This window comes from Pseudomonas sp. VMV1, assembly GCF_056790235.1.
On record NZ_JBXGSE010000001.1, the window covers coordinates 1 to 21,377 of the forward strand.

Below are 21,377 nucleotides of genomic sequence, written 5' to 3' on the forward strand. Positions count from 1 at the left end.
TGGGCGTCATTCCGCCTTGGAGTCCGATTCCAGTACGGATGCCGCGGCGATCCGGTTGCGGCCGGCGCCCTTGGCGGCATAGAGCGCCTGATCAGCGCTTTCGGTCAGACGATAGGCATCCATGCCAGCGGCATAGGTGACCAAGCCGACACTGAGGGTGATGGGGCGGCGCGACCAGGCATGGTTGGCAACCGCCGCACGACAGCGCTCGGCCACCAGCTGGGCCGCGTTGCTGTCAGCGCCCGGCAGCAAGATGGCGAACTCTTCGCCGCCATAGCGGAAGCAGGCGTCATTGTCGCGGCAGCTCTGCGACAGCAGCCGGCTGACGGCCTGCAGGGCGACATCGCCGGCCTGATGGCCAAAGGCGTCGTTGTAGGCCTTGAAGTGATCGACATCGATCAGCAGCATGGACAGCGGTGTGCCCTGTTCTTCGGCGCGTCGCAGATGCTCCGCCAGGCGCAGGTCGAAGGCGCGTCTGTTGTACAGGCCGGTCAGGGCGTCGGTGACACTGCGTTGTTCGGCGGCCTGCATCATGTCCAGCAGTTGGCGCTGCGAGGCCTCCAGCATGTGCTGCTGCTCGATATGCTCGGTGACATCCACCGACAGTCCCGCCAAGGCGATGCCCTGACGGGTGACCAGGGGAAACTTGTAGGACTGCCAGAAGATGCGTCGTCCATCGTGGGTGGTCATGCGCTCGACGAGGCGGCTTGGCTTGAGCTCGTTCATGACCTGCTCGTCGCTCTGACGAAAGCGCGGCGCCGCGTCCGGCCAGATGACGAAATCGTCCTTGCCGATGATCTCCTCACGGGTCAGCCCCAGCTGTTGCAGAAAGGGCTCGTTGACGTAGGAATAGCGCCAGTCGCGGTCCTTGATATAGGCGACGAAGGGACCGTTGTTCATGAAGGCGGAAAAGTTGATGTCCAGCTCTTCCAGCTGGCGCAGGGTGTCGCGCTGCTGCAAGAGGATCGTGACCTGCCGTGCCAGGCGTTGCAGGTTGTCGACCTGAGCGGTTTCGAAGCGGCGGACCCGATCGTCCATCACGCAGAGCGTACCGAGCGCGACGCCGTGTCGATCGAGCAGGGGGATGCCCAGGTAGGCACACATCCCTTCCAGGCCTGGTGCGGCTCTGAGGTGAGCCACGCGCGGATCCCTTTGCAGGTCTTCTACCATGAAAGGCTGTCGCGGGGTGCGGATCGCCAGATGACACAGTGACGAGTCGACCGGGACCTCGTCCACTCTCAGGCCCTGGCAGGCCTTGAACCAGAGTCGATGACGATCGGCAAGGGTAATGAAGGCCACCGGCGCGCGGGTCAGTTGGCAGGCCAGGACGACGATGTCCTCGTAGGCGGCCTCGACCCCACTATCGAGAATCTGCAGCTCGCTCAGGGCGTGGAGACGCTGGGCGTCATCGGAGGCAGTCATGCGGGCTCTTGAATGCAGTGTCTCAGGCTTGAGCATAGTATCCAGCGCGGCGGAGGAAAACCGTGGCCGTTGCGCAAGTGACCGAGGTGCCGGCCGAAGCCGGCACCTCAAGTGACCACCTTAGCGCCTGGGTTGCAGCAGGAGCGCCACCAAGGCGCTCCAGCCGGTCTGGTGCGAGGCGCCGAGCCCGCGACCGTTTTCACCATGGAAATACTCGTGGAACAGGACCAGGTCGCGACTGCGCGGATCATCCTGCAGTTGCGGATAGTCGACCATGCTCGGGCGCTTGCCGTCGGCGTCCTTGAGGAACAGCCGGGTCAGTCGCTGGCTGAGACCATCGGCGACCTCTTCCAGGTTGGCCAGGTAGCCGGATCCGTTGGGGTATTCCACCGAGAAGCTGTCGGCATAGTAGCGGTGGAATTCGTGCAGCGACTCGATGAGCATGTAGTTGATCGGCATCCATAGCGGGCCACGCCAGTTGGAATTGCCGCCATAGAGTCGTGAATCCGACTCTGCCGGTTGGTAGCGGGCACTGAGCAGATTGCCGTCGGCCTGGCGCATCTCGAAGGGTTGCTGTTCGTGGGCCTTGGACAACGAGCGGATGCCGTACTCGGAGAGGAACTCGCTGTCATCCAGCATGCGCTTGAGCAGCAACTTGGTGCGATGCCCGCGCAGCAGTGAGAGCAGGAATCTATTGCCCTGGCCGGGCTCGGTCCAGCGCGAGACCAGGCGGGCGAGATCCGGACGTTGCCGCAGGAAACCGCGCAGGCGGCCACCCAGGCCCGGCAAGCCTTCATGTTCGCGCTGCTCCAGTACCTGCACCGCGAACAGCGGGATGAGGCCGACGATGGACCTCAGGCGCAGCGGTTCGGCACTGCCATCCGGCTTGTGCAGGACGTCGTAGAAGAATTCGTCCTGTTCGTCCCAGAGGCCGTCTTCGCGTTCGTCGCTGTGATTGATGGCGCCGGCGATGTGCAGGAAGTGCTCGAAGAACTTGACCCCCAGATCGACGTACACCGGATTTTCCTTGGCCAGCTCCAGGGCGATGCGCATCAGGTCCAGGGCATAGGCGGCCATCCAGGCGGTGCCGTCGGCCTGGTCCAGGTGATAGCCCGGAGGCAGCGGGGCCGAGCGGTCGAAGAGGGCGATGTTGTCCAGGCCGAGGAAGCCGCCCTGGAAGATGTTGCGGCCTTCGGTGTCCTTGCGGTTGATCCACCAGGAGAAATTCAGCAGCAGCTTGTGGAAGACGCGTTCGAGGAAGACGCGATCACCCACTCCGGTCAGGGATTTCTCCTGCAGGTAGACGTGCCAGGTCGCCCAGGCATGCACTGGCGGATTGGCATCCTCGAAATTCCATTCGTAGGCCGGTAGCTGGCCATTGGGATGCATGAACCTGTCCTTCACCAGGAGCAGCAGCTGCTGCTTGGCGAAGCCGGGATCGATCAGTGCATAGGCCACCGCCTGGAAGGCCAGGTCCCAGGAGGCGTACCAGGGATACTCCCACTTGTCCGGCATGGAGACGATGTCGAAATTGAGCAGGTGACGCCAGTGACCGTTACGGATGCGTTCGCGCTGCGCCGGTGGCATGGGCTGGGCCGGATCGCCATTGAGCCAGCGATTGACCTCGAAATAGTAGAGCTGCTTGGACCACAGCAGGCCAGCCAGGGCCTGGCGCTGCACCAGGCGTGCATCGGGGTCGCTGATCTTTTCCTGCAGGGCGGCGTAGAAGGCATCGGCTTCGGCGATGCGTTCGGCGAAGATCGCATCGGCATCCACCGCAAGGGCATTCGTGGGGGCCAGCCGCAGGTAGATCACCGTCGTGGCGCCACCGTCCAGCTCCACGGCGAAATGGGCGGCCGCCTTGCTGCCGAAGTCGCGACGGATCGCCTCACGGGCGCCCTTCACCACGTAGTCGTTGATGCCGTCCTTGAAGGGACCCTCGGCGGCTTCGCCGGTAAGACGCGGCAGGTTGGTTTCGTTGTTGCAGAACAGCCACTCGACGTCGCGCGGTCCCCAGGCGGTGACCACCAGGTCGGGGCGATCGAAATAGCTGGCGCGGACCTGCTCGCCTTCCAGGCTGAGCATGGAGCGCGGCGGGGTGCCGGTCCAGGCCCAGGTATTGCGCGACCAGATCTGTGGCAGTACCCGCAGGCTGGCGCGCTCGGCGCCGCGGTTCTCCACCGTGACCCGCATGAGGATGTCGTCGGGGGTGTGCTTGGCGTATTCGACGGTGACATCGAAATAACGATTCTCGGCGAAGACGCCGGTGTCGAGAATCTCGTACTCCCGATCATTCAGGCCGCGCCGGGCGTTTTCCTCGGTGAGCTGGGCATAGGGGAAGGCGGCGTGGGGGTACTTGTAGAGCATCTTCTGGTAGGCATGGCTCGGTACGCCATCCAGATAGAAATAAAGTTCCTTGACGTCTTCGCCATGGTTGCCCTCGGCGTTGGTCAGGCCGAACAGGCGTTCCTTGAGAAAGGCATCGCGTTCGTTCCACAGGGCGATGCCCAGGCACCATTGCTGGGCCTTGTCGCAAAAGCCGGCGAGGCCATCCTCGCCCCAGCGATAGGCACGGCTGCGCGCATGGTCATGGGGAAAGTAGCGCCAGGCGTCGCCATCGGCGCTGTAGTCCTCACGGACCGTGGCCCACTGGCGCTCGCTCAGGTAGGGACCCCACTGGCGCCAGGCGGCGGCATCGGTATCGGCCAGGCGCTGGCCTTCGCGGGTATGCAGGATGCCCGGGGCGGGATGTGCCGTCATCGTGTCTCCTGATTCAGGTAACGGTTAAAGCTCGAGAATAGATCATCATTGTGGCGCGCAGAGGCGTCGACTGGCGCATCGCTGCCCTCTTAGTGCCTGATCGCAGCGGAAAAATTCACGCCGCTGCGGTTTCGGTCACAGGGTATCGGATGCGGACGCAGGTGCCTGACCCCTTGCGGCGGACGAAAAAAAGCCCCACGCCCGAAAGGGGTGGGGCTTTGCCAGGCTACGCAGCCCGAGAGGAATCCTCGGGCCGGTCGCTCATCAGAGCGCCATGTCGTTGGCGGCCTTGTCGGCACGCGGGGCGCTGACGGTAGCCTTGGCGTTCTGGGTGCCGGTGGCGACTGGCGGGGTGGCCAGCTGCAGCACTTCGGCGGTGTAGTTCCACTCCTGCTGCACGCGCTCCGGATCGCCGTTGAGCTTGGTGCCGTAGCTGGGGACGATCTGGTGCAGCTTGGCTTGCCACTCCGGGGTCGCGACCTTGTCCTTGAACACCTTCTCCAGCACGCTCAGCATGATGGGCGCGGCGGTCGAGGCGCCCGGGGATGCGCCCAGCAGGCCGGCGATGCTGCCGTCCTTGGCCGCGACGATCTCGGTGCCCAGCTTCAGCACGCCACCCTTGTCGGCGTCGCGCTTGATGATCTGCACGCGCTGACCGGCCTGCCACAGGCGCCAGTCTTCCTTCTTGGCGTTGGGGAAGTACTCGCGCAGGGCGGCCATGCGGTCGTCATCCGACAGCATCAGCTGGCCGGCGAGGTATTCCACCAGCGGGTACTCGGCCACGCCCACGCGGACCATCGGCCAGGCATTGTGGGTGTTGGTGCTGGTCAGCAGGTCGAGGTAGGAACCCTGCTTGAGGAACTTGGTGGAGAAGGTGGCGAAGGGCCCGAACAGGATCACGCGCTTGCCGTCGAGCACACGGGTGTCCAGGTGCGGCACCGACATCGGCGGTGCGCCGACCGACGCCTTGCCGTAGGCCTTGGCCAGGTGCTGCTGGGCGATCTCGGGGTTGTCGGTGACCAGGAAGGAGCCACCCACCGGGAAGCCGGCGTAGTCGTTCGCTTCGGGGATACCCGATTTCTGCAGCAGGTGCAGGGCACCGCCGCCGGCACCGATGAAGACGAACTTGGCGTCGGTCTCGGTCTTCTTGCCGTCCTTGAGGTTCTTGTACTCCACGCGCCAGCTGCCGTCGGCATTGCGGGTGATGTTCTCGACTTCGCTGGACAGGTTCAGCTTGAAGTTCGGCTTGGACTGCAGGTTGGCGGCGAACTGGCGGGTGATCTCGCCGAAGTTGACGTCGGTACCCAGCGGGCTCCAGGTGGCAGCGATCTTCTGCTTGGGATCGCGGCCTTCCATCATCAGCGGGACCCACTGCTTGATCTGCGCGGGATCCTCGGAGTACTGCATGCCGGAGAACAGCGGGCTGGCCTTCAGGGCTTCATAGCGCTTCTTCAGGAAGGCGATGTTCTCGTCACCCCAGACGAAGCTCATGTGCGGGGTGCTGTTGATGAAGCTGCGGGGGTCCTTGAGGACGCCGTTCCTGACCTGCCAGGACCAGAACTGACGGGAGATCTGGAAGGCTTCGTTGATTTCGATGGCCTTGGAGATGGTGACCTTGCCGTCTTTGTCTTCAGGGGTGTAGTTCAGCTCGGCCAGGGCGGAGTGGCCGGTACCGGCGTTGTTCCAGCCGTTGGAACTCTCTTCGGCGACCTTGTCCAGGCGCTCGACCATTTCCATGGTCCAGTTCGGCTCCAGCTCGTTCAGCCAGATACCCAGGGTGGAGCTCATGATGCCACCGCCGATCAGCAGGACGTCGACCTTCTTGGCATCTTCGGCCTGTGCGGTGCCCAGGGCGGAGGCGATGGCGACGCCGAGCAGCGCGCCAGTCATTTTCTTCAGCATGTGGTCTCTCAATCGATAGAAGCTGGGTCTGCTTATCGAGTTTCGGTGCGGTGCGGCACCATGGCACATGGGGGTATGTGCAGTGGGCAAGGCAGAATGCAGCCAGAAACACGCAAGGGCAGGTTCTTGTCCCTCCACCGCCCCTCTCTCGTGAGTCACCGGAGGAGTCGGAGCAAAAACGCATACGCGGTCTTGGCAACGGCTGGCCAGAGACAGAGGTCTCGGGCGCGGTTGCGTGCGCGTGGCGTTTTTGTTGGCCGGCATTTTAATGAGAAGACCCCGGGATTCCTAGCCCGTAATTCATAGGCTTTGGCTATTAGCCTTTGGTCTAATCCTGTGCGACCTGGGTCAAAGTCCCGTTACATGCCCATCAGGCGGAGCGGGCAGGTTCCGCCTGGCTGCCTGCAGCAAGACGCAGCACCGACGAAACCGGCCAGAAAGCCGCTGAAGGGTCAGGGTTCGAGGCGCCCGGCGCCCGGCGGGCGCCGGACACTCGACTAGGCGAAGCGCCAGGCGAGAAAGCGACTCTGCTTCTGGCCTTGGGCCATGGCGACGACGCGGACCTCGCTGGCCTGCTCGCGGCGCAACGCCGTCTGCAAGGGCGGCAGGTTGCTGGCCTTGGAGACCAGGCAGGTGAACCAGCCGACCTGAGCGGCATGGCTGCGGCTCTCACGGATCATCCGTTCGATGAAGGCCGCTTCGCCACCGGGGCACCAGAGTTCGGCCGCCTGCCCGCCGAAGTTGAGCAGCGGCACCGTCTTGCCGGTGGTCTTGCCCAGGTTTTTCCATTTGCGCTTGCTGCCGCGCACGGCGTCGTCGGGGCTGGCGTGGAAGGGCGGATTGCACAGGGTGGCGGCGTAGCGCTCACCGGGTTTCAGGATGCCGGCAAAGATCGCCTGGGAGTCCGGCTGGCGGCGTAACTCGATGGCGGCGGCGCAGTCCGGGTTGGCGGCCAGGGTACGCCCGAAGGCGGCCAGGGCCGCTGGGGCGATGTCGCTGCCAACGAAATGCCAGCCGTACTCCTTGAAGCCGATCAGCGGATAGACGCCATTGGCGCCCGTGCCTACATCCAGCAGCCGAATCGCCTCCCCTCGAGGAATCTGGCCGCTATTGCCCTCGGCCAGCAGGTCGGCCAGGTGGTGCAGATAGTCCGCCCGACCGGGAATCGGAGGACAGAGAAAGTCGGCGGGGATGTCCCAGTCGCGCACGCCATGGTGCAGCGCCAGCAACGCGCGATTCAGTGCCCGGACCGCCTGGGGATCGGTGAAATCGATGGAGAGATTGCCCCGCGGCGTGGGTGCCACGAATGGCTTGAGCGCCGGGCTCACGCGTATCAGGGCCGGAAAGTCGTAGCTGCCCTGGTGGCGATTGCGCGGATGCAGGGGAGCGGGGCGGCCCGGCAGGGGCCGGCGGGGCGAAGTCATGGCGGCGGACAGGGTGGAAAAGGGGGCGGCAGCCTAGCACAGCCGCCCCCTGGACTCACGCCGGCGTCGGCGCATCCTCTGGTAGCACGCCGATCTCGCGCAGATTACGCCAGAAGGCGGCGGGGATGGCTGCCCGCAGCAGTTCAGCGTTCTGCCGGGCCCGCTCCGGGGTGCTGCTGCCCGGTATGGTGGCGGCGACGGTGGGATGGGCGAGACAGAACTGCAGGGCCGCGGCGCGGATATCTACCCCGTGATCCTGGCTGACACCCTCGATCAGCTCGACCTTGCGACGCAGTGCCGGCTCGGCTTCGGCATAGTTGTAGTGCTTGCCACCGGCGAGCAGACCGGAGTTGAAGGGACCGCCCACCACGATACCCACGCCGCGGCGTTCGCATTCGGGAAAGAGCGTATCCAGGGCTTCACGATGATCCAGCAGCGAATAGCGTCCGGCCAGCAGGAAGGCGTCGGGATCGCTTTGCTCCAGCGCCAGCCGGCAGGGCTCCACCAGGTTGACGCCGAGGCCCCAGCCCAGGATCAAACCCTCCTCGCGCATCTCGGTGAGGGCCTTGGCCGCCCCCTGCATGGCCTGGGCGAAGTAGTCGCGCCAGGCGGGCCCGTGCTGGTCCTCGGACAGATCATGGATCCAGACCAGGTCGAGCCGGTCGGTCTTGAGGCGTTCCAGGCTGGCTTCGATGGAGCGGCGGGCGCCATCGGCGGAATAGTCGAGCACCCGCTTGAAGGGCAGTTCGTTGACGAACGGCGGGGCGTTTTCCGGCTTGTCAGCCGGCTCCAGTAGGCGGCCAACCTTGCTGCAAAGCACGAAGTCATCGCGCGGCTTGTCGGCCAGCACCTCGGCGAAGCGGCGCTCGGACAGGCCGGCGCCATAGTGCGGCGAGGTATCGTAGAGGCGGATGCCGGCCTCCCAGGCGGCTTCGAGGGTCGCTCGGGCGTCGGCGTCGCTTACCTCGCGGAACATGTTGCCCAGCGGGGCGCCGCCAAAACCGAGGGAGGGGATGTCGATACGCATGAGAGGTCTCCGGGTGGTGCGTGTCTGCATCCCGACCGGTGCTCCCGAGGTCCTGTTCCCCTAATCCGCCGGACGTAACAGCGCCACTTCCTGCTCTGTGAGCGCGCGATGAGTACCCTCTGCCAGTGTTGGATCCAGCGCCAGGCCGCCAATGCGATCGCGGTGCAGGGCGATGACCTCGATGCCGAAGCGCCCGAACATGCGCTTGACCTGGTGATAGCGGCCCTCGACCAGGGTCAGGTAGGCACTGCGTTCATCCAGCAGCTCCAGCTGGGCGGGCTGGGTCGTGAGGTCTTCGTAGGCGAAATAGAGGCCCTCGGCAAAGGCGGCCACCAGGTGCGGCGGGATGACCTCGGCGGTGGTGACCAGGTAGCGCTTGGTCTGCTTGTGCCGTGGATGGCTCAGGCCACGCGACCACTGGCCGTCGTTGGTGAGCAACAGCAGGCCCGTGGTATTGAAGTCCAGCCGCCCGGCCAGGTGTAGATCGGCACGCTGGTCCGGATCGAGGCAGTCCAGCACCGTGGGATGGCGGGTATCGACCGTGGCGCTCACGCAACCACGCGGCTTGTGCAGCATCAGGTAGCGACCGCCGGGGCCGTCTTGCAGCAGGCGCTCGTCGGTCTCGATGCGATCAAAGGCGAACACCTCTCGCTCGGCCTGCAGGGTCGTGGCGCCGTTGACCTTTATCCGACCCTCGGCGAGCAGGCGGCGGGCCAGCTGGCGACCCAGCTCGGGGCGATTGCCCAGCCAGCGATCCAGGCGCATCAGCTGTTCTCGACCTGGGCCCCGACGGCGCAGGCGGGGCAGAGACAGCGGCGATCACGCTCCTCCTCGGGCAGACGCGCCAGGGCGGCCGGAGCGATCGGCGTCTGCAAGCACCAGCAGTCGTGGATCTCACCGCCGGCGGCGAGGACGCAGCGATTGGGCCTGCCGCAGAGCGGACAGCGTGTGGGATCGAAGAGGGTGGGAGAGGCGGCCATGGTGATCTCGTCAGGCGAAGCGGGCGGCAGAGTACCGGAAATTGCGACCTGGATAACGTCTCCTGCGCCGGGTGTCTGCGTAATGTCGCCTCCAGGGTGCAGTCTGCACCCTGAACGCAGTTCGGAGGTGGTTCCACCTGACGCAGACCACGCGGAAACGGGCCCCTATCGGCCTGTTCCCTGGGGATGCCCATTCGTCCACCTTGAACTAGGCTTCTGCAGCTGTCTTCCTGGAGCCGCAGTCGATCCTACCCAGGCTCGCACGATCTGCAGCAGGCCTCAGCGCTACCCGTCGGACCACCCGAGGAACCCATGACAATAAACGCTCTGCGCACCCTGATCCGTACCCTCATACCCGGCACCCTGCTGGTCAGCCAGCTGGCCCTGGCCACCGAAGCCGATGTCGGCCAGACCCTGGCACGCCAGGCCGGCATTCCCTGGCCAGCGGTGATCGCCCATCGCGGCGCCTCCTTCGATGCCCCGGAGTCCACCGCCCCGGCCTATCTGGTGGCGCGGGAGCTGGGCGCCGACTACCTGGAACTCGACCTGCAGCGCACCAAGGATGGCCAGCTCATCGCTCTGCATGACGATACCCTGGAACGCACCACCGATGTCGCCAAGCGCTTTCCCGACCGTGCCAAGGCACCGGTCAGCCAGTTCACCCTGGCCGAACTCAAGTCGCTGGACGCCGGCAGCTGGTTCAACCAGGCCCACCCTGACCGCGCCCGCCCGACATTCGCCGGACTCAAGATCCTCACCCTCGACGAGGTCATCGACATCGCCGAAGGCGGTCGCAACAAGCCGGGCCTCTACATCGAGACCAAGCAGCCCAAGCTGTTTCCCGGCATCGAGCGTGACCTCAAGGCCAAGCTGACCCAGCGCGGCTGGCTCGGCCAGCCCAAGGCCGGCGCCACCGGCGTCGCCGCCATGCCCGGCCGGGTGATTCTGCAGACCTTCGAGAAGAGCAGTCTGGAGCTCTTGCAGAAGGAGATGCCCAAGACGCCGAAGATCCTTTTGCTGTGGCTGGGCGACGACTACATCCCGGCCAAGGCCGGACCGAGCTATGCCGACTCCGGCGAGGCGAGCAAGGCGGCCTACTATGCCAAGCAGCAGGTGCGCTCCGAGGGTGACTTCACCGCCTGGATCGAGTGGGCCAAGGCCCATGGCGCCATCGGCATCGGCCCGTCGGCGGCCCTGGAGGAGGGCGGCGACCAGAGCTATGCGGATCTGGTGAAGCCCTGGATGAATGATGTCGCCCATGAACGCGGCCTGCTGGTGCATGCCTATACCGTGGATTCGGCGGTGGACTACGCCCGGCTGGCGCCGCGTGGTGTGGATGGCTTCTTCAGCAACCGCAGCGCTGAATTGCTGAAGTTCTACGAACGGCCGGCCAAGCAGGAGCCGGGTGCACTGCTCAAGCAACTCGGCTACTAAGTCGCTACGGGGAGGCCTTGCGGTCTCCCCACATCCAGCGGAGATCGCCATGTCACTCGAAGCCTTCAACGGTGCCAAGCTGGCCTTGCTCTGCGCGGACCAGATACTGGTCTATCAGCGCGACGACAAGCCCGATATTCCCTGGCCGGGACTCTGGGACCTGCCCGGTGGCGGTCGTGAAGACGGCGAAACGCCCGAACGTTGCGCCCTGCGTGAACTGGAGGAGGAGTTCGGGCTGGTGCTGGACGAATCGCGGCTGATCTGGGGCCGCTGCTATCCACCCCGCCAGCCGGGCTACCTGCCTAGCTGGCTGTTCGCCGGGGTGCTGAGCCAGGCCGACATCGCCGCCATCCGCTTTGGCGACGAAGGCCAGGACTGGCGGCTGATGAGCGTCGTCGACTTCCTCGCCCATCCCCAGGGGGTGCCCCATCTGCAGGAGCGGCTACAGCACTACTTGGCCGAGCGGCAGAAGGATGGGCCGGCGGCGACCGGCGTCTCTTAATCCCGGCTGAATGAACGTGCGATAGCTGGGCGCGCGGCACCGCCGCAGCTTAAGCTTTCTCCAGGCCCATCCGGGCCGTTCTGGAGACTCCCCCCATGCGCCATTTCCTCTTGGCGTCGCTCTGTGCCCTGACCTTCACCGGCTGCACCGTCTACGACACGTCCCCACGCTATTACAGCCGTCCGGCACCGCCTGCGGCCGTCTTCTATGGCACGCCGGCCTATCCGCCGCCCGCGGTCATCGTGCGGCCCTATGGCTACGGCTACTACTATCGACCGGCACCTCCGCCGCCACCGCACTGGGGGCCTCCGGGCTGGGGACCGCGTCCGGGCTATGGTCCGCCCGGTTGGGGCCCACGTTACGGGCCTCCGGGGTGGGGCCCGCGCTGGTAGCGGGTTTGACAGGGGCAGCCGGCTTTTCTAGGGTGCTGCCCTTGTCTTGACCAGGAAGCCTCGAATCGTGGATGACGATCGCATCAAGCTCGACCCCCAATGGAAAGCCGCGCTGCGCGACGAATTCGAGCAGCCCTACATGCGTCAGCTGAGCGAATTCCTGAGGCGCGAGAAGGCCGCGGGCAAGGTCATCTATCCGCCCGGTCCGCTGATCTTCAATGCGCTCAATACCACCCCTTTGGATCAGGTGAGGGTGGTCATCCTTGGCCAGGATCCCTATCACGGCCCCGGCCAGGCCCATGGCCTGAGCTTCTCGGTGCAGCCTGGCGTACCGGCACCGCCGTCGCTGCAGAACATCTTCAAGGAACTCAAGCGCGACCTGAACCTGCCCATCCCCAACCACGGCTACCTCCAGCACTGGGCCGAACAGGGCGTGCTGCTGCTCAATACCTCGCTGACGGTGGAGCAGGCCAACGCCGGGTCCCATGCCAAGGCGGGCTGGCAGAGATTCACCGATCGGATCATCGAAGTGGTCAGTGCCGAGCGCGAGAACCTGGTGTTCCTGCTCTGGGGCAGCCATGCCCAGAGCAAGCAGACGCTCATCGACCCCCACAAGCACCTGATCCTCAAGTCGGCGCATCCGTCGCCCCTGTCGGCCCACCGCGGCTTCATCGGCAACGGCCACTTCGGCCGCACCAACGAATTTCTGCGCAACGCCGGCCTCACCCCTATCGACTGGGCGCTGCCACCGCTGGCGTAGGGGCGTCCTAGAGCGCTTACACCTTGTAATCCTCTGGTGCTTGTTGACCGACCGCTCATCCGGGACAGTCGGGGATGACGTCCCCGCACCGGAGAGAGCTCATGACCGAAAACAATAACAAGGTCGCGCCCGCCCCCTCGGCGACCGATCCCTCCCAGCCGCCTCGCGGCACCCTGGCGCGCTGGAAGCTGGTGGGCCCGGGCATCGTGGTCGCCGTGACCGGGGTCGGCGCCGGTGACCTGGTCGCCACCCTCATCGCCGGCTCGCGCTTCGGCTATGCGCTGCTCTGGGCGGCGGTGGTGGGCTGCATCGTCAAGATCGCCCTGGCCGAAGGCTCCGCCCGCTACCACCTGGCCACCGGCTCGACCATGCTCGAAGGCTGGCGCTCCATGGGCATCTGGACCTACTGGTACTTTGGCATCTACATCGTGCTCTGGGGCTTCGTCTACGGCGGCACGGCCATGAGCGCCACCGCCTTGCCGTTGGCCGCGCTGTTCCCGGATGTCCTGCCGTTCTGGGCCTGGGGCGCCCTGTCGGGCATCGCTGGCGCGGTCTTCGTGCTGCTCAATCGCTATGCGGTGTTCGAGGCGGCGATGAAGGTCTTCATCGGCGTGATGTTCGTGGTGGTGGTGGGGCTGGCCATCCTGGTGGTGCCCAATCTGGGCCAGGCCGTCACCGGTTTGGTGCCGACCATCCCGGAGGGCTCGGCCATCTATACCCTGGGCCTCATCGGCGGGGTGGGCGGCACCATCACCATGGCCGCCTATGGCTACTGGGTGAACGCCAAGGGCTGGCGTACCCCGGCCTGGATGACCATGATGCGGCTGGACAACCAGGTGGCCTACATCGCCACCGGCATCTTCGTCATCGCCATGCTGATCGTCGGCGCCGAATTGCTCTATACCGCCCAGATCACCCTGGCCGGTGGGGACCGCGGCCTGCTCGATCTGGACCGGGTGCTGGAAGAACGCTTCGGTCCGGTGGTCTCCACCATTTTCCTGATCGGCTTCGCCGCCACCACCTTTTCCTCGATCCTCGGCGTCTGGCACGGCGTGTCCCTGCTGTTCGCCGACTTCGTCCGCCAGGCCACGGGTGGCACTGGTGATCGGGGGGACCTGGAGAAGACCACCGCCTTCCGCTTCTATGTGCTCTGGCTGACCTTTCCGCCGATGCTCCTGTTGCTGCTCGGGCGGCCCTTCGGACTGATCATCGCCTACGGCGCCTTCGGGGCCTTCTTCATGCCCTTCCTGGCGCTGACGCTGATCTGGCTGCTCAATTCCAAGCGGGTGCCCAAGGAGTGGCGTTCGGGCTGGCTGTCCAACGGCCTGCTGGGGCTGGCTGCGGCGCTGTTCATCGTCCTCAGCCTGAGCGAACTCGCTCGGCTGTTTTGAGCGTTGCCGGCAGGATGCTCCTTGCAGAGAACGCCCGAGAGCGGCGCGGCCAGTGTCTCGATGACGATGGCCGAGTCGCTTGATTTCACAGCATCCGGCGACGAGCCTGGTTCCAGCAGAGGCCATCGGTAGATTGCCTGATCTGTGGCGTCCGTAGGGAGCTTTCGGTCCGCTCCTTTTTCGATTTCGCTGAGCAGCAGCGGGATGTCTAGCGCCACCGCCATTCTCGCGCCAGCACCGCACGGACGTACCCCGTCACCTATGCACATCAAAGCGAGCGTTCTCGATGAAAGGGGCAGTTGGCTGGCGATGCCGTCACTCAGCGTACCGGCTGTAGCGGCAACTCCACCTCGCCACCGTTGTTCAGGTCCACCACTACCGGCTCCTTGGTCAGGTACAGCGGGCGGCCGCCCAGCAGGATGCGGCCGCTGAGCAGATAGCGTTCGCCGCTCTTGACCTTGGCCGGGGCGTAGTCGAGGCGGAAGGGCACCTGATCCTGCTGCTTGACGAACAGGGTGCGCTGGGCCAGGCGGCCGTTCGGGGTGTCGCCGGCACTGGCGCTGTACAGGCTGATGGTGAGCTTGGCGGTGGGCGGTACCGGCTCGCTGGCGGTAAAGGTGGCCTGGCCGCTGAGGCTGGTCATGCTTGGCTGGGCAGGCACGCCGGGAGTGGTGGTCTGCGGCTGCTCGGTAGGCGGCAGCGGCTGGCCGGCCGGGGACGGCGGTGTCGCGGGACCGGGGCGCAGCCCGCTACAGGCGCTGAGCAGCAGCGAGGTGGCGAGCAGGGTGGCGATTCTTTTCATGGATGAATCCTAGGTTGAAATCGACTGCTGTGACCGGTGCCGGCGCGCTTAGTTGCTGGCAACGGGTAGGGTTTCAGGGTCCGGCAGGTCCGGGGCATCGGGTCTATCCAGGGCCACTTGGCGGATCGACAGGCGAATCTCCGCGGGCAGCACTCGCTTGCCTGCGCCCTCGGCCAATTCACCCAGCAGTTCGTGGTGGCCCAGGGTGCCGTCATCCGCCTTGCGCAGCACCCCCTCGGCCAGCAACGTCTGGATGAAATGGCGGAACAGCGACTTGTCGAAGAATTCCGGCGCATTGAGGCCATGCAGCACCGACAGCCGTTGGGCCATCACCGTGCAGAGTTCTTCCAGCTGCGGCGCGGTCAGGCTGTTCTGGCCATGGTTGAGGATGAGCGCGGTCGTCATGTAGTAGCGCTGCAGGGTCTGCAGGATGGCCCTCGCCAACAGGGTGAGGCGGACGAACTGCCGCGAGCTGGGCGCGGCGCGCACGAAGACGTCGTCTTCGATGCGCAGCAGGCCGCGCTCCACCATGGCCTCCAGCCAGCCGTCCAGCACCAGGGGTAGCTCGTCGCGCTCCCAGTGGATGAACAGCTCGGCCTGCAAGTAGGGATAGAGTGCCAGGGCGAAGCGGTGGATCAGCTCGCGGGTCATGCGCCCGGTGTTCTGGAAGAAGCTGGCGATCAGCGCGGGTATGGCGAAGAGGTGCAGGACGTTGTTGCGATAATAGGTCATCAGGACCGCGTTCTGTTCGTCCAGGTAGAGGATGCGCCCCAGGGCATCCTGCTGCTCGGCGAGGAATCCCAGGCCACGCACTTCCTCGATGATGGCCTGGCCGTCGCCCTCGGGCAGGGTGACACTGTTGGAGTAGGGCACCCGCCGCAAGAGGTCCAGATAGAGGTCGATGGCGCGCACCAGGGCGCCTTCGTCGAGGGCCTGACGGTTGGTCGACAGCAGCGCCAGGGCCACCAGGTTGACCGGCGTGACCGCCGCGGCGGCATTGATGCGGCGCACCACTCGCTCGCCTAGTTCGTGGGTGACGGGATTGAACCAGGCCGGTTTCAGGTCTTCGTCGAGGGGTTCGTCGCGCCAGCCGGGGCGCCGCGCATCGAGGAAACCCTGCAGCGGAATGGGTTCGCCGAAGTTGACCCAGACCCGGCCGAAGCGTTGGCGCAGGGCGCCAAACACCTTGACCAGATCGAAGAGGGATTCCTTCTTCTTGGTTGCGCCGCGCAATTCGCCCAGGTAGGTGCGGCCTTCGAAGACCTTTTCGTAGCCGATATACACCGGTACGAAGACGATGGGTCGCCGGGAGTCGCGCAGGAAGCTGCGCAAGGTCATCGCCAGCATGCCGGTGCGCGGTTGCAGGGTGCGCCCGGTGCGCGAGCGACCGCCCTCGACGAAGTATTCGGTGGAGAAGCCGCGGCTGAACAGGCTGTGGAGGTATTCGTTGAACACCGCCGCATAGAGGGCGTTGCCCTTGAAGCTGCGCCTCATGAAGAAGGCCCCGCCACGGCGAAGGATATTGCCCACCACCGGCATGTCCAGGTTGATGCCGGCGGCGATGTGCGGCGGCGTCAGGCCGTTCTGGAAGAGCAGATAGGAGAGCAGCAGGTAGTCGATGTGGCTGCGATGGCAGGGCACGTAGACCACGGTGTGGCCGGGCGCCATCTCCTGGATCCGCTCGATGTGGCTGACCTTGACGCCGTCATAGATACTGTTCCAGAACCAGCGCAGGCCGACGTCCAGGCAGCGCACCACCGGATAGGAGAAGTCCGAGGCGATCTCCCGCGCATAGTGCGCCGCTTCGTCTTCGATACGTCCCGGCGTGGCCTTGCGCTGGGTGATCTCCCGGGCAATGGTCGCCCGCACCTGGGGCGCGCGGAGCAGCCCGCGCAGCAGGGTGCGCCGGTGCGACAGGTCCGGGCCGATCACCGCCTGGCGCACGTTGCGGAAGTGGATGCGCAGCCGCCGCATCACCAGGCGCTCCAGGCGCTGCGGATCAGGGCGCTGAGCGGCCAGTTCGCCCAGCGACAGCGGCTTGGAGAATTGCACCCGGGTCAGGCGGCCCAGCACCAGGATGCGCGCCAGCTTGCGCAGCCGTCCGGTCACCACCCAGTTGTCCGCCCAGAGCAGCTTCCAGGGACTGGTCTCGCGATCCGGCGACTGGCCCCAGAAGACGCTGACAGGCACCAGCTGGACGTCCGCCAGACCCTGTTCGGTTACCGCTGTCACCACCCGGCGCAGGGTGGGCGGTACCGAGCGCCGTGCCGGACGCCCGCGCCAGTTGGCTTTGCCGACGGCGTTGAAATAGGCCAGTGGCTCGGTGCGGCTACCCAGTACCAGCGGGCGCAACGGGCGCAACGGGCGCGGCAGTCCGGCCTTGCGGCATTCGCGGTCAAGCACCGCCAGATCGCTCAGCGAGGCCTCGGGGAGTACATAGAGCACCGGCTTGCTGGGGTCGATGCGGCTGAGCAGGCTTGCCGCCTGGGTCGTCTCGGAGCGAACCCAGAGATAGAGCAGGCGCTTGAGCAGCGAAAAGGCCAGAAGGCGCAGCGGCGAACGAGTCATGGAGGGCTACCGGATGGACGAGGCGGCAGTGTGCCGGATGGCCTGGTGGGCGTAAAACCACCCGCCTTGTTCTGACTTCGACCCGGCAGTCGGCACCTTGTCCCCGCCGTCGAAAAAATGCCGTCTAAATCGTCGAAAACCCGTCGCCAGTGCGGCTTTCAGCCATGATGGCACTTTGCGTAAAGAACGTTGCTTTTGCCGGGAAAGCCATGCTTCATAAGGTGTCGGCAGGTTCTTGCCGATGGTCGGAAACGGGCTGCCAGCCTGGCGACCGGTCCGGCGAGCGATCTGTACCGATATAACAAAGCAACCTGATCGCCCACCTTGTGGCGAGCGGGGATAGGAAATCCAGAAAGCTTCGGAGAGATGTGATGGGTGAGCAACGCGAAACCGGGACCGTCAAGTGGTTCAATGACGCCAAGGGATATGGATTCATTCAACGCGAGGGCGGCGCCGACGTGTTCGTTCACTACCGCGCCATCCGCGGTGAAGGCCACCGTTCCCTGATCGAAGGCCAGCAGGTGGAGTTCTCGGTGATCGAGGGCCAGAAGGGCCTGCAGGCCGAAGACGTCGCCCGGGTCTAAGACCCGTTTCGCGAGGGGCTCAAGGCTCCTCGCGCCTTCAGATCACTCGGTACGCCAGACGATTTCCTCGATACCCTCGTCCGTGACCTTCAGCCAGCGATCGGCGGCTTCGTCCTCTTCTTCCTCGCTCCAGCCACTGGGGGCACAGCGCACCTGTACCTGCAGGGCCGCCTGGGCGTCACGCGCGCAGGCCAGGTCGTCAACCCAGGGCGATACATCGCTTTCCAATAGCAGGCTGTGCCACTTGCCGACCGCCTTGGGCAGCCAGGTGACCGGAATAGGCTCGCCACCATAGCGCAGGGTGCACTTGAAGGTCTGCCCGCGGGCCTGCCAGGCGCAAGGCATGGCGAACACCTGTTCGAGCCAGGCCGAGACGGCGTCCTGGTCGACGTCCTTGAGATAGATTTCGATATCGGGCTGGCGCATGGGGCTTAGGCTCCGGATTTGACGATCCAATCGTAACGTACTGCCACCCGCACCTCGAAGGGCTCGGCCAGGACCCGCTCGCGACGCTCGGCGTTGACGCGCCAACCGTGGGGCGTCATGGCCAGCAGGTCTTCGCGGGTCTGGCGCTCGGCCAGCGGCAGCACGAATTCGAGCCCTTCGCTGTGGGCCAGTTCCAGCCCGGGCGGCAGATCCTGCAGGTGCTTGTCTTCGGCATAGTCACGCACCTCGTCATAGAGCCGCTGGCGCAACTCCAGCAGGTGGGCGCTGGCCGGGCCCAGGCGCAGGATGCCGCCACCGGGTGCCAGTACGCGCAGGGCCTCGGCCCAGTCGATGGGGCTGAAGACACTGGCCAGCAGCTGGCAACTGGCGTCCGGCAGCGGCAGGCGCGCCATGCTCGCCACCAGCCAGGTCAGCGCCGGGGTACGTCGGCAGGCGCGGCGCACCGCTTCGCGGGAGATGTCCAGGGCATAGCCGTCAGCGGCGGGCAGGGCCTGGGCCAGGCGTGCGGTATAGAAGCCTTCGCCACAGCCCACGTCGATCCAGCGCTGGGGCGCGCGTTCGGCAGCCAGCTGCGCCAGGCGCTCGGCCAGGGGCGCATAGTGACCGGCATCGAGAAAGCGTCGGCGTGCCTCGACCATGGCGGCGTTGTCACCCGGATCCAGGCTCTTCTTGTGCTGCACCGGCAGGAGATTCAGGTAGCCCTGACGGGCGCGGTCGAAGCGATGGCCGGCTGGGCAGCCGACGCCACCTTCGAGTTCGGCTAGCGGGGCCTGACAGAGCGGACAGATGAGTTTCATGCCAGCAACCGTACCAGGGTGCCGTAATAGACCTCGGTCAGGAGGTCAAGGTCGCTGGCCAGCACGTGCTCGTCCACCTGGTGGATGGTGGCGTTGACCGGACCCAACTCCACCACCTGGGCGCCCAGGGTGGCGATGAAGCGACCATCCGAGGTGCCGCCGCTGGTTGAGGCCTCGGGGCGATAGCCGGTGACCGCCTCCACGCTGGCCGCGACGGCGTCGAGCAGGTCGCCCGGCTCGGTCAGGAAGGGCAGGCCGGACAGGGACCAGTCGATGTGCCAGTCCAGGCCATGGCGGTCGAGGATGGCCTCGACGCGGGCCTGCAGGCCTTCCACGGTGGATTCGGTGGAGAAGCGGAAGTTGAACAGCGCCTGCAGTTCGCCCGGCACCACATTACCGGCACCAGTGCCGGAGTTGAGATTGGAAATCTGGAAGCTGGTGGGCGGGAAGAAGGCGTTGCCGTCGTCCCATTGCTCGGCGGCGAGATCCGCCAGGGCCTGGGCCGCCAGGTGGATGGGATTGCGCGCCAGGTGCGGGTAGGCCACATGGCCCTGCTTGCCGCGCACGGTCAGGCGGCCATTGAGCGAACCGCGGCGACCGTTCTTGACCACATCGCCCAGCAACCGAGTGCTGGAGGGCTCACCGACGATGCACCAGTCCAACCGCTCGCCGCGCTCGCGCAGGCGCTCGACCACGGCGCGGGTGCCGTGCAGGGCGGGGCCTTCCTCGTCACTGGTGATCAGGAAGGCGATGGCGCCGTGATGATCCGGGTGGTCGGCGACAAAGCGCTCCACGGCGATGATCATGCTCGCCAGGCTGCCCTTCATGTCGGCGGCGCCGCGGCCGCGCAGCATGCCGTCGGCATCCACATGGGCATTGAAGGGCGCCTGCTGCCAGGCCTCCAGCGGTCCGGTGGGCACCACGTCGGTGTGGCCGGCGAAGCACAGCACCGGACCCTCGCCGCCACGGCGCGCCCAGAAGTTGTCCACCTCCTCGAAGCGCAGGGGTTCGAGGGCGAAGCCCAGGCGCTCCAGACGCTGCATCATCAGGGCCTGGCAGCCTTCGTCCAGCGGCGTGACCGACGCTCGGCCGATCAGGTCGCAGGCGAGTTCCAGGGTGGGGGTGAGGGCGGTGGTCATGGCGGGTCCCGGGAGGCAGCTAGGGTTCAGAGGGAGCGGTATGGTAAAGGAAAACCTATACTGTGGCTTTTGTGGAAAGCTTTCATGACGTTCGATGAACAACGCTTCGGCGGGATCGCCCGGCTCTATGGGCAGGAGGCCGTCGAGCGCCTGGCCGCCAGTCACGTCGCCGTGGTCGGCATCGGCGGGGTAGGTTCCTGGGCTGCCGAAGCCCTGGCTCGCAGTGGCGTCGGGCGCATCAGCCTGTTCGATCTGGACGACGTCTGCGTCAGCAACACCAATCGCCAGGTGCACGCCCTGGAAGGCCAGGTGGGCCGGCCCAAGGTCACGGTGATGGCCGAGCGCATCCAGGCCATCAACCCGGCCTGCGAGGTGAAGGCGGTGGCGGACTTCGTTACCCGCGAGACCATGGCCGACTACATCACCGAGGATCTCGACCTGGTGCTGGACTGCATCGACAGCGTGGCCTCCAAGGCGGCGCTGATCGCCTGGTGCAAGAGACGCAAGATCGCCATCGTCACCACTGGCGGCGCGGGCGGCCAGATCGACCCCACCCAGATCCAGGTGGTGGACCTCAATCGCACCTACAACGACCCCCTGGCCTCGCGGGTGCGTTCGCTGCTGCGTCGCGACTATGGCTTCTCGCGCAATCCCAGCCGCCACTACAGCGTGCCCTGCGTCTTTTCCACCGAGCAGCTGCGCTACCCCAAACCGGACGGCAGCGTTTGCCAGCAGAAGAGTTTCGTCGGCGAAGGCGTGCGCCTGGACTGCGCCGGCGGCTTCGGCGCGGTGATGATGGTCACCGCCACCTTCGGCATGGTCGCCGCGGCCCGGGCCGTGGACAAGTTGATCCAGAAGCCCAAGGGCTAACACTCTCGTAGGTTGGGCTGAGCACAGCGAAGCCCAGCACTGCCCAGGTCGAGCCCGCATGTTGGGCTTCGACGATAGAGCCGTCTCAGCCCAACCTACGTCCTGAGGGCGAAGGGGCGCTTCGGTAGGTTGGGCTGAGCACGGCGAAGCCCAACGCTGCCCACGTCGAGCCCGCA

At 65.7% G+C, this 21,377-nt stretch carries 19 protein-coding genes; 7 read left to right on the forward strand and 12 right to left on the reverse strand.

What is annotated here, in order from left to right:
• Positions 1-6: 6 nt before the first annotated feature.
• The 7 genes from ACUCV0_RS00005 to ACUCV0_RS00035 all read right to left on the reverse strand — a co-directional run bounded on the left by ACUCV0_RS00005 (position 7) and on the right by ACUCV0_RS00035 (position 9,515).
• Complete coding sequence (locus tag ACUCV0_RS00005; RefSeq protein ID WP_482211698.1) at positions 7-1,422, reverse strand: GGDEF domain-containing protein; 1,416 nt, start codon at positions 1,420-1,422, stop codon at positions 7-9.
• Positions 1,423-1,542: 120 nt separating this feature from the next.
• Positions 1,543-4,182 carry an MGH1-like glycoside hydrolase domain-containing protein gene (locus tag ACUCV0_RS00010; protein ID WP_059313829.1) on the reverse strand — a complete coding sequence of 880 codons (2,640 nt, stop codon included), beginning with the start codon at positions 4,180-4,182 and terminating at the stop codon, positions 1,543-1,545.
• A 264-nt stretch (positions 4,183-4,446) separates the two neighbouring features.
• A complete protein-coding gene (gene mqo, locus ACUCV0_RS00015) occupies positions 4,447-6,084 on the reverse strand; it encodes a malate dehydrogenase (quinone) (RefSeq protein ID WP_059313830.1) in 1,638 nt (545 codons plus the stop codon).
• A 497-nt stretch (positions 6,085-6,581) separates the two neighbouring features.
• Entirely contained in the window at positions 6,582-7,508 is a 927-nt protein-coding gene (rlmF, locus tag ACUCV0_RS00020; protein ID WP_482211699.1) for a 23S rRNA (adenine(1618)-N(6))-methyltransferase RlmF, read from the reverse strand.
• Positions 7,509-7,563: 55 nt separating this feature from the next.
• Entirely contained in the window at positions 7,564-8,535 is a 972-nt protein-coding gene (locus ACUCV0_RS00025; RefSeq protein WP_482211700.1) for an aldo/keto reductase, read from the reverse strand.
• A gap of 60 nt (positions 8,536-8,595) precedes the next feature.
• Complete coding sequence (locus ACUCV0_RS00030; protein ID WP_482211701.1) at positions 8,596-9,300, reverse strand: 16S rRNA pseudouridine(516) synthase; 705 nt, start codon at positions 9,298-9,300, stop codon at positions 8,596-8,598.
• On the reverse strand, positions 9,300-9,515 hold the full coding sequence (locus ACUCV0_RS00035) for a cysteine-rich CWC family protein (protein WP_482211702.1): 216 nt from the start codon (positions 9,513-9,515) through the stop codon (positions 9,300-9,302). The genes ACUCV0_RS00030 and ACUCV0_RS00035 overlap by 1 nt, the downstream gene beginning before the upstream one ends.
• A gap of 312 nt (positions 9,516-9,827) precedes the next feature.
• Here ACUCV0_RS00035 and ACUCV0_RS00040 point away from each other — a divergent pair, with 312 nt between their 5' ends.
• From ACUCV0_RS00040 to ACUCV0_RS00060, 5 genes are all read left to right on the forward strand, one after another.
• The gene (locus ACUCV0_RS00040; protein ID WP_323149505.1) at positions 9,828-10,949 is read left to right on the forward strand and encodes a glycerophosphodiester phosphodiesterase; all 1,122 of its coding nucleotides are present in this window, start codon (positions 9,828-9,830) and stop codon (positions 10,947-10,949) included.
• A gap of 49 nt (positions 10,950-10,998) precedes the next feature.
• A complete protein-coding gene (locus ACUCV0_RS00045; RefSeq protein ID WP_271654068.1) occupies positions 10,999-11,451 on the forward strand; it encodes an NUDIX hydrolase in 453 nt (150 codons plus the stop codon).
• 95 nt (positions 11,452-11,546) lie between these two features.
• Positions 11,547-11,843: a hypothetical protein gene (locus tag ACUCV0_RS00050; protein WP_271654069.1), complete on the forward strand. Its 297-nt coding sequence runs from the start codon at positions 11,547-11,549 to the stop codon at positions 11,841-11,843.
• 64 nt (positions 11,844-11,907) lie between these two features.
• The gene (ung, locus tag ACUCV0_RS00055; RefSeq protein WP_482212240.1) at positions 11,908-12,603 is read left to right on the forward strand and encodes a uracil-DNA glycosylase; all 696 of its coding nucleotides are present in this window, start codon (positions 11,908-11,910) and stop codon (positions 12,601-12,603) included.
• 101 nt (positions 12,604-12,704) lie between these two features.
• Complete coding sequence (locus ACUCV0_RS00060; protein WP_482211703.1) at positions 12,705-13,994, forward strand: Nramp family divalent metal transporter; 1,290 nt, start codon at positions 12,705-12,707, stop codon at positions 13,992-13,994.
• 319 nt (positions 13,995-14,313) lie between these two features.
• On the opposite strand, the gene ACUCV0_RS00065 is transcribed toward ACUCV0_RS00060, so the two are convergent.
• Positions 14,314-14,796 (reverse strand): YbaY family lipoprotein, encoded by a 483-nt coding sequence (locus ACUCV0_RS00065; protein WP_482211704.1) that lies wholly within the window; start codon positions 14,794-14,796, stop codon positions 14,314-14,316.
• Positions 14,797-14,844: 48 nt separating this feature from the next.
• Positions 14,845-17,364: a glycerol-3-phosphate 1-O-acyltransferase PlsB gene (plsB, locus tag ACUCV0_RS00070; RefSeq protein ID WP_482211705.1), complete on the reverse strand. Its 2,520-nt coding sequence runs from the start codon at positions 17,362-17,364 to the stop codon at positions 14,845-14,847.
• A gap of 371 nt (positions 17,365-17,735) precedes the next feature.
• Here plsB and ACUCV0_RS00075 point away from each other — a divergent pair, with 371 nt between their 5' ends.
• A complete protein-coding gene (locus ACUCV0_RS00075; protein WP_059313843.1) occupies positions 17,736-17,948 on the forward strand; it encodes a cold-shock protein in 213 nt (70 codons plus the stop codon).
• 42 nt (positions 17,949-17,990) lie between these two features.
• On the opposite strand, the gene ACUCV0_RS00080 is transcribed toward ACUCV0_RS00075, so the two are convergent.
• From ACUCV0_RS00080 to dapE, 3 genes are read right to left on the reverse strand one after another with little or no spacing between them, the layout of a single operon-like run.
• Complete coding sequence (locus tag ACUCV0_RS00080; protein ID WP_271654074.1) at positions 17,991-18,374, reverse strand: hypothetical protein; 384 nt, start codon at positions 18,372-18,374, stop codon at positions 17,991-17,993.
• Positions 18,375-18,379: 5 nt separating this feature from the next.
• A complete protein-coding gene (locus ACUCV0_RS00085) occupies positions 18,380-19,192 on the reverse strand; it encodes a putative RNA methyltransferase (RefSeq protein WP_059313845.1) in 813 nt (270 codons plus the stop codon).
• The gene (gene dapE / locus ACUCV0_RS00090; RefSeq protein ID WP_059313846.1) at positions 19,189-20,331 is read right to left on the reverse strand and encodes a succinyl-diaminopimelate desuccinylase; all 1,143 of its coding nucleotides are present in this window, start codon (positions 20,329-20,331) and stop codon (positions 19,189-19,191) included. The genes ACUCV0_RS00085 and dapE overlap by 4 nt, the downstream gene beginning before the upstream one ends.
• Before the next feature lie 84 nt (positions 20,332-20,415).
• On the opposite strand from dapE, the gene tcdA reads away from it, so the two are divergent.
• Positions 20,416-21,201 (forward strand): tRNA cyclic N6-threonylcarbamoyladenosine(37) synthase TcdA, encoded by a 786-nt coding sequence (tcdA, locus tag ACUCV0_RS00095; protein WP_058767749.1) that lies wholly within the window; start codon positions 20,416-20,418, stop codon positions 21,199-21,201.
• Positions 21,202-21,377 lie beyond the last annotated feature (176 nt).

Coding starts and splice junctions, on each gene's coding strand:
- ACUCV0_RS00035 (WP_482211702.1), bottom strand. CDS start 9,515: ATGGCCGCCTCTCCCACCCTCTTCGATCCCACACGCTGTCCGCTCTGC.
- ACUCV0_RS00040 (WP_323149505.1), top strand. CDS start 9,828: ATGACAATAAACGCTCTGCGCACCCTGATCCGTACCCTCATACCCGGC.
- plsB (WP_482211705.1), bottom strand. CDS start 17,364: ATGACTCGTTCGCCGCTGCGCCTTCTGGCCTTTTCGCTGCTCAAGCGC.
- ACUCV0_RS00010 (WP_059313829.1), bottom strand. CDS start 4,182: ATGACGGCACATCCCGCCCCGGGCATCCTGCATACCCGCGAAGGCCAG.
- ACUCV0_RS00075 (WP_059313843.1), top strand. CDS start 17,736: ATGGGTGAGCAACGCGAAACCGGGACCGTCAAGTGGTTCAATGACGCC.
- ACUCV0_RS00085 (WP_059313845.1), bottom strand. CDS start 19,192: ATGAAACTCATCTGTCCGCTCTGTCAGGCCCCGCTAGCCGAACTCGAA.
- tcdA (WP_058767749.1), top strand. CDS start 20,416: ATGACGTTCGATGAACAACGCTTCGGCGGGATCGCCCGGCTCTATGGG.
- ACUCV0_RS00045 (WP_271654068.1), top strand. CDS start 10,999: ATGTCACTCGAAGCCTTCAACGGTGCCAAGCTGGCCTTGCTCTGCGCG.
- ACUCV0_RS00025 (WP_482211700.1), bottom strand. CDS start 8,535: ATGCGTATCGACATCCCCTCCCTCGGTTTTGGCGGCGCCCCGCTGGGC.
- ACUCV0_RS00065 (WP_482211704.1), bottom strand. CDS start 14,796: ATGAAAAGAATCGCCACCCTGCTCGCCACCTCGCTGCTGCTCAGCGCC.
- ACUCV0_RS00005 (WP_482211698.1), bottom strand. CDS start 1,422: ATGACTGCCTCCGATGACGCCCAGCGTCTCCACGCCCTGAGCGAGCTG.
- rlmF (WP_482211699.1), bottom strand. CDS start 7,508: ATGACTTCGCCCCGCCGGCCCCTGCCGGGCCGCCCCGCTCCCCTGCAT.
- ACUCV0_RS00030 (WP_482211701.1), bottom strand. CDS start 9,300: ATGCGCCTGGATCGCTGGCTGGGCAATCGCCCCGAGCTGGGTCGCCAG.
- dapE (WP_059313846.1), bottom strand. CDS start 20,331: ATGACCACCGCCCTCACCCCCACCCTGGAACTCGCCTGCGACCTGATC.
- ACUCV0_RS00080 (WP_271654074.1), bottom strand. CDS start 18,374: ATGCGCCAGCCCGATATCGAAATCTATCTCAAGGACGTCGACCAGGAC.
- ACUCV0_RS00060 (WP_482211703.1), top strand. CDS start 12,705: ATGACCGAAAACAATAACAAGGTCGCGCCCGCCCCCTCGGCGACCGAT.
- mqo (WP_059313830.1), bottom strand. CDS start 6,084: ATGCTGAAGAAAATGACTGGCGCGCTGCTCGGCGTCGCCATCGCCTCC.
- ACUCV0_RS00050 (WP_271654069.1), top strand. CDS start 11,547: ATGCGCCATTTCCTCTTGGCGTCGCTCTGTGCCCTGACCTTCACCGGC.